Raw genomic sequence first — 7,683 nt, forward strand, 5'->3', positions numbered from 1 at the left:
GCTTCAACCCCACAAGGGTTCATCTGTAACCATGCGCTCTAGCCCTTCTATAGCGCTGGATTATAGACTGTGTTCATCCACTATATAACCATCGACCCCCAATAACGTTCAAACCCCCCGGGGTCGATGGAAATAGAAATAGTCACTTTTTCCTCAGACCCAGTCCGCTCTCGATAGAATACAGATCACTCCCTCTAGAGTCGACTACGTCAAACTCATCTATATCGTAACCATCGGCTTCGGGAAGGTCTTCAAGCTCTTCGGGTGGTATAGAAGCAAACAGGTACTTGAGTTCATCAAACGCTTCTTTCGCGTCCTCGTATTCATACTCCCCTTCCTGCTTCTCAAGGTACTCGTTTAACCTCCGCTCGTCTTCATCCGAGGTTAGTACAAGGCAGTCTTCGTTTTTACTATCAACTAACGACTCCTCTCGAAGATTCTCTGCATTTCCTTCATACATATCCTGGACAAGCTCGTCGTTCTCGTCTGAAGTATCATCCGCAGAATGAAGCTCATCGTAATATCCCTGTACAACATCAGTAATCATGACTGACTCAGGTATTTCTCCCCCCGCTATATCTTCTCCAGACAGAGTCTGTCTTATAGAAGATCTCGAAGGAATGAGTAGATCCCTCGAATTAGTATCAGCGTAAATCTTTGAGGGAATGTAGTCGTCATACTCAAGCTGCCATACAACTACTGTTCCCATATCACCCTCGAACGACCTATTACACCGTCCAGCAGCTTGAACCAGAGAGGGAACCGGGGCAAAGTCACGGTAGACTCTGTTGAAACTGATATCTACACCCGCCTCGACTAACTGAGTAGCCGAGACGAAAAACGTCGTACCGTCGAACTCGGTCTTCTTCTCGGGGTTTACTATTCTTCGGGCTGCTTCTACGAGTATACTTCTATCACAAGGGCGTAATGCAGCGGATAGACCCATTACACAGACGGAGTCTTCAATATTCGATTCCGACGCGACAAAGGACAAGAACTCCGAAGCTATCTTTGAAATATCGTCTCCTCTCCCCTGAATAGAAGATAGAATCCTATCTGTATTCACTCTGTAGAAGTCCTGAAGATAGGAACCGAGCCTTACCACTTCACTCCCATTCTGTATAGCTTTAGATGAGATCTCGTCAGATAGAGCTGCTGCGGATCTTACGGAGTTATTTACAGCAAGGATATTCTCGCCTTTCTCTGTCTTTTCGTCTATATCTATCAGCCTTCCAGCGGCTTCGGGGGTGGAGAGAGGCTCCCCCTCCGAGTCCCCCTCTATAACTGAACTATCGATCCGGAACCTTACCCTCTCGTTTTCTTCTAAGAAACCGAAACATCGGTCACTCGGAGCTATTTCGATGGGGTCTATTTCGACATTGAATTCATCGATGAACTGAGGCTGCGTAGCTGTCATAAGAACTACAGTAGCGTCGTATTCCTCTACCAGAATAGTCGTAAGCTGGCTGATCAAATGCCACCATCTATGAGGAATTGCCTGAGGCTCGTCTATTACTATGACAGAGTTCTGTAGTGAAGGTAGCTTGATGGACTGTAGATTCGTAGGGCTTGCGAGACTCTCAAAAAGCTGTACGAAGGTGGTAAGGACTAGACCTGCCTGCCAAGATTCTCCGTATAACGCTTCTGTACCATCCGATACTTCCTCGTCTTCTATACTCGTACGAGTGTCTGCAAGATGATGATGTATAGTGTACTTATTCGAGTCAGGCTCTACCTCTAATCTATTCAGGACTTCCTCGTGAACCTGATCGATAACAGTGGTATAAGGCAAGGCGTATACTACCCTACCGCCCTTCTCCTCCGCGAGTTTTAGAGCCCCTTCGAGACCAGCAAATGTCTTTCCGAATCCAGTAGGAAGGGTGAGTTTGAAGACTGATTTACCCGACTCCGTTTTTTCTATCAGAGACTCAGAACTAGATTTGCGGGCTTCAGTTCGTAGATCATTCAACTCACGAATTATACCTGAGGCTTTGTTCTCGAAAGATATTTTCCCATAGTCAGGAAGGGGATCGTCACTATCTATGGGTACTCCAGCAGCCGCGAGTTTATCCGCACAGTTGAGTGTAGAAGCGAGTTGAAGGACGAACGGGTAAAATTTATCTGGGTTTTGCGGTGGACGATACCCCCCTTCGGGAAGTAGATTTATCAAATCCTCTACCCCCTCGAAGGATATGTCACGAAGGGATAGGTTTCCGTCTGTTGTTTCTCTAAGCCACTCATCTGTTAGCTCTGGAGAGTTATCCTCTATATTATGGATCTGTTTCGGAATATGCCTGAGACTATTTTGAGTTTGAGTACGGCATCTAGCATGTAGCGAGTATGCGTCTTTGAGGTTCGGTAAGTCCCCGTGGTGGTATCTGACTGCATAGAATCCTGCAAGCGCGACGCCTCTGGAGAAGCCCTGGGATCTTAGAGCCTCGTAGGTGAAATACGCACTGACCTTGGCGTGGTATCTTAATTTATCTCGAAAATCTGTCGGCTCGTCTCTGTTATTAACATACGACTGGAACCACGAGGTCATCTTACCTATATCGTGAAGACGAGCTATAGTCGAGTTTATCTCGGAGTACTTTCCCCCATACGGGGTCTCTCTCGGAGGAGAAATAGCTATAGCGTTGTCCTCGACATCGGTTAAGTGGTCACAGAGTCCTTCTCCAGGACGTGCAAGAAAATTCTCCCATTCTTCATTTTCACATCTATCTCTACTCATCTTAGCTTAGTAGAAGCAGACTTGACTCCCATCTGTCAGGTATGCATCGACTCCCGATACTTCTATACTACCTCCGTCCTTCGGATATGCATATGAAACGAAGCCAGTCGTCTTCCTACCTCTCCCTTCTGAGGACATGTAACCCGGGGATCTCTCCATAGAATAGGAAACCGACGCTTTCGGCATTATCTTGTTTTCTGGTACCACGGAATCTATCTCTTCGACGTCCTCTAAGGGCTCTACTTCGGATACAGTCGGGTTCTCGATCTCTGCTAGACACTCAGTTTTACCGAGAGAGGGAGTGTAGACAGGCTGTGTGACTCCATCTTCTACTCCAAGTCTGTCTTTGAGCTCTTCTCGGATTTCTTCTTGGTCATCGTCTAATACTACATGGATCCTGTACTTGGGATCACGAATGTACTCGAACGACCGTCGTTTGCGTTCCTCTTCTGTCTTTATGACTGTTTTACCGCTGACGTTCTCAGCAGTAGTTATATCACCGCTTGCTGTTGGCAGGGTAAGCATCGGAACCTGCATAGTCCTTACCTCGGAGAGGAGTTCGACGGACATAGCGGAGTTCTCTGGGGAGAACACCTCGTAGTAGGAGTCACGCGGGAGACCCAGCATCGCGGCTATCAGACCCGCGGCAGTCGTCCGAGGTATGACTCTATAGGTCTGCTTGTCGTTCGTTGTGTCTATCCGCCGAAAGTGAGCCCAGTTACCTGATACGGTAAACGAGATGCACTCTCGGTCTTCGACATCCAGGTCTGTCATTTAGTTTCACCGTGGTAGATTACGAATCACCATACGGTTCTACTATATCCACACTTTCCTCACCAACTGTATCTTTCAGTTCTTCGTAGAACCCTTCGTTATCTACTTCCTCACCGTCTATGTCGAAGGTCACGTACTTGTCTACGCAAACGTGAACCTCGTCTAAGTGGTCTTTGTCCTCTTCGAGCTCCTCGAAGAGATCGTCTACATTTAGCGTGACGTCTGTTATATTGCGGTACTCTGACCCGTCTGTTTCTCCTTCGTCATTTCTCTTAACGCCGTCGTCAAGACGTCCCGGGTGATAGTCGTCTGTCTCGTATTCAGCCCTAAGATAGAGACGAGGCTGATGCCCCATCTTAGACCGAGTCAGAGTCTGGTTTGCTATAGACCTCCAGATCACCGAGTCGAGCCTCTCTACGTCTTCTGATGTGAGCTTTGTATCCTCCGCAGCGTTCTCATTGACCACTCCGTGGAACTTAATGAGAGCGTACTCGAGGCGGTTATCTGTCGCAAAAGTACCTTGCTCGGCTTCCTCTCCCGTAGAGACTACAGTCGAAAGCTGTTTTGTCTCCGTCTTCGGGGATACAGTATGCATACTACGACCGTGTTCGAACTGAACTGATCCGATGAACTGACCGGGGAAATCGTCTCCGAGCTTGTCTTGGAAGTCACTGGAGAACGAACAGGTAGCTCCGAAGTACCTGACATCCGCCGCATTATTTAGGAATGCCTCGGCTGCGTCTTCTGCGGACATCTCTTCAACATCCTCGTCATCTGTATCAGTAACTCTCTTGAAGAGACCCTCTCTCTCAGGAACGTCTTCACCAGGGGACTTCGACGGATTTCTTATGTATATCCCATGTCCATCGTCATCGAGTTGATCACGGATGAAGCGTTTTAGACGTACGTCCGTGACTACTGCTTCCCCAGTCATCTCGTCTATGCGGGGTTTATCATTCGCCGATAGCGGGTTTCCATTCGGGTTGCAGTCCTCTGCGTCGTACAAAAAAACGATCTCTGAGCGATTCTCTATTGTCATTTTTATTCTTCCTCCTCGTTGTTGTCGTTGTCGTTATCTTGTAGCGAAGTATCTTGATTTCCGTAGGTTATACCAAGCGCGTAGAGCCACTGAAGCTCGTTCTGTGAGAAGTTCCAGCTACTCGGGTCTTCGGAGAGCATCAGATCCGGTAGAGGGTTCGTATACCTCGCATTCATGCCGGACGACGTTTGCTCGTCAGCTTCGATATACGTGTTATTCATCTGGATGACTTCGTTTGTTACCTCCTTGATAGACTGTTTGGTTAGGTAGTCTATCGGGTACCGACGTACCAACGTCGAAGAGACATTGTTTTTACGCTGATATGCGCTTATCCTGCCTACTAATCCTCCGAGTAGGAAGACTGCCTGCTTCCGGTTGTCATCTAATACCGGGTGGTTAGCGATGAAATCGTCTAAACGTTCAGCGCGTGATTCGTACTCTCTATCTTGAGGGACTATATCCTCGGTTTCTTGCTGTGACACGTTTTCTACCTCCAGTTTTTTCGGTCTGTTATCTTCCATAACTCCGCTTCTTTCGAGAGCACGGAGTTGAGTGTACTGTTCTATCACTGCCCACAATGGGATGTTCCGACGAGAGTCATCACCGAACGACGACCTCTGTATCTGTACTATACGGTTGAGATACTCCTCGAAGAGCTCATCGTAGGAGATCGTCTCGCCGGTTAGAAAGCTACGTAGTCTGCGGGCTCTAATATCGTCTATATCACCTGCTTTCGGCTGACCCGATGCTTCCTCACTGTTTAATGTCGGCTCTGTAGTTTGGTCGAAGTAAGTCCCGAAAAGGGCTAACCTCCGCAAGGTACCTTCCCTGTTGAGGAGAGAGGAACTCGATTCCTCAACGATATTACTGAATATCCCCTCTCTGCCGAACTCGTCTTCGTTTAAGACGCTAAGGTGGGCGTCTTCGAGTTCACCTGGTCGGTACGTGGCTTCGGGAGACATAGACTCGAAGTATATCCTGTTCGGATTTCCCGAGACATAGAACACAGTAGCGAAACGCACGTCCTCGTAGGCTTCGGCTGAACTACCCCATTCATCACCTGTTTCTGAGCTTTGAGTAGCAACGTCTATATCCCGGTACAGATCTTCGACCCTCTCCTCGAACTCCTCCTCATCAGCTTCCCGAAGTTCGTTGAAAACATTCTCTACGAACCAGTCTACTGTTTCGGGGGTCGTATTTTCCGGGTGGCTTGATAGATATGGGAGTATGTATAGCCGACGTCCTTCCCCTAGGGCTCTATAGAATTCATCAAACAGACTAGTAGCCGTCGCTATATCCGCGGCGGTCTCATGGGTTATAGGTCTACTACGCCAAGCAGAGGCTCCATCAGCGGGTACATCAGGGAAATGCTCCCGCTGCTTCTTTCCATACATACTCAGCAATCCCGTCGAGCCACCCGTGACATCCTTTTCCTCTCCTGTGACGTATCCGACACCTTCTCCTTTAGCGTCTTCAACAGACGTGTTCTCGAGGCGTTCGGCTTTCTGCTTGACCATCACTTCATTCAAGGCGGGGATCTCTCCCGGGTATTTGTACTCGTCGCTATCTGGTAGTTTTACTCTTACCGTTACGAAGACCTCGTGTTCCTCGTCTTCCTCGTCAGTGTCGAGGGGGAACTCATCGACCAGTCGACTCATCTTCTCTTCGTCTTCCCCGAGTTTGGATAGGGCTTCAACCACCCAAGCATCTTCGACCGAGTCTTCTTCTATTACTTCTTCGGCTGCCTCACTCTGTGCCCATCCTGTAAAGCGGTCTTGGATGTTATTGGTTCCCCAGGCATCGTCTCTTCTTCCGGAGAGGTGGTAGGGAGATGCTGATTTGTGAGTGGTGATCGAGTAGTCCGTCATACTACTCGTCTTATTTGCTGGGTACGAGTGACCAAGCTTGAACCGACTCGACTCATCGATAGTCCGTAGCTCGACTGGATTTTCGTTATCGAGCTTAGGATTATCCGGATCACTCAGATCCACGTTTGCGGCGAGTACGTTGTCATCCTCTCCGTACAGGTCGCTCTTCTCCATCGGCGTCAGGAAGCTGAGGTACTTCGGATCGAGATCGAAGTCCAAGTCTCCTGAGGTCACCGTATGGTACCAGTCCATAGCCGCGTATTGTACGGCTACATCGTAGAGAGACGCGACGCGACGCGAAGGAAGCCTACCGAGTACCTCTAACGCCGGGCTGTCTTCTTCCTCGTCTTGGTTTTGGTCTCCGTCTCTGTTTTCAGTCTCTACACTCATGGATTTCTTATATTACAGAACCCCAGTCCGTATCCGTTTCTTCCGCCTATTCCTGTGTCGAGAGCCAGGTTCAGATGCCTACGGTGATCCTCGTTACTCACCTCGTACTCAAACCTCCATTTGCTGAGTATGACGTCTATGGTTTTTCCTGTCGTTACTGTCAGAGGAAGTGAATACGTCTTTATGAGTTCGTAGCTCTCGAAGAGCTGTTCGTCTGTCTCTGTCACTCCGGGTAGATAGTCAGAGGCGAACAGGTCATGTTTGTGTTGTAGGTTGTCTTGTATTGCGTCCTTGAACGGTTTGATACCGTGTTCTTTTCGCCAGTATGTAGGAGTGTCACCGTGGTTCTCGTCTGTTTCTATTCCGTACTCCTCACGGTGTTTTTCGTATAGTCGGACGACCGTACCGGTTGCAGTCTCTATAACTCCCTCAGACCCTGGCTCACCTACATCAACCTCAAGAGCGGATAGATCTGTGACCTTGAAGGACATCTCGCCGATGTTGAACTCGGGGTTTTTCTGAACGTCTTCAGCGATATAGGTGAGTGACTCTTCTTCAGGTGAGGAAACTAGGAGTTGGCGTTCTTCTCCTTCGTCTAAGTCTCCCCACGGGAATATGTTTGAGAAGGTAATTCCTGCTGGATCGTTGGTGTCGTGTCTGCTGTCGAAAGGTGTGTTCCGGAGAGCTTGCCAGATACGCCCTCGGAGTTTGTTATGATAGGTAGTATCGTAGACAGAGTTAGACTGGGATTCGATATTGAGTAGGAGTCGCATTATACTACGAGACTACCATTCTGGATAGGAGATAATAATAGTTAGGGCGAGAGTGGTGATCCATCGACCCCCAGGAGTTTGAACGTTATTGGGGGTCGATGGTTATAT

At 48.5% G+C, this 7,683-nt stretch carries 5 protein-coding genes; all 5 read right to left on the reverse strand.

Going from position 1 to position 7,683, the window contains the following annotated elements:
* Positions 1 to 142: 142 nt before the first annotated feature.
* From SV253_09275 to cas6, 5 genes are read right to left on the reverse strand one after another with little or no spacing between them, the layout of a single operon-like run.
* Positions 143 to 2,731, reverse strand: coding sequence for a CRISPR-associated endonuclease Cas3'' (locus SV253_09275; protein MDY6776242.1), 2,589 nt, complete (start codon positions 2,729 to 2,731; stop codon positions 143 to 145).
* Between the two features lie 6 nt (positions 2,732 to 2,737).
* Positions 2,738 to 3,505, reverse strand: a complete 768-nt coding sequence (gene cas5b / locus SV253_09280) for a type I-B CRISPR-associated protein Cas5b (protein MDY6776243.1) — start codon at positions 3,503 to 3,505, stop codon at positions 2,738 to 2,740.
* A gap of 19 nt (positions 3,506 to 3,524) precedes the next feature.
* Positions 3,525 to 4,544: a type I-B CRISPR-associated protein Cas7/Csh2 gene (gene cas7b / locus SV253_09285; protein MDY6776244.1), complete on the reverse strand. Its 1,020-nt coding sequence runs from the start codon at positions 4,542 to 4,544 to the stop codon at positions 3,525 to 3,527.
* 2 nt (positions 4,545 to 4,546) lie between these two features.
* On the reverse strand, positions 4,547 to 6,802 hold the full coding sequence (locus tag SV253_09290; protein MDY6776245.1) for a TM1802 family CRISPR-associated protein: 2,256 nt from the start codon (positions 6,800 to 6,802) through the stop codon (positions 4,547 to 4,549).
* A complete protein-coding gene (gene cas6, locus SV253_09295; GenBank protein ID MDY6776246.1) occupies positions 6,799 to 7,575 on the reverse strand; it encodes a CRISPR-associated endoribonuclease Cas6 in 777 nt (258 codons plus the stop codon). The genes SV253_09290 and cas6 overlap by 4 nt, the downstream gene beginning before the upstream one ends.
* Positions 7,576 to 7,683: the final 108 nt, after the last annotated feature.

It is taken from the genome of Candidatus Afararchaeum irisae, from assembly GCA_034190545.1.
Classification (GTDB): Archaea; Halobacteriota; Halobacteria; order Halobacteriales; family Afararchaeaceae; genus Afararchaeum; species Afararchaeum irisae.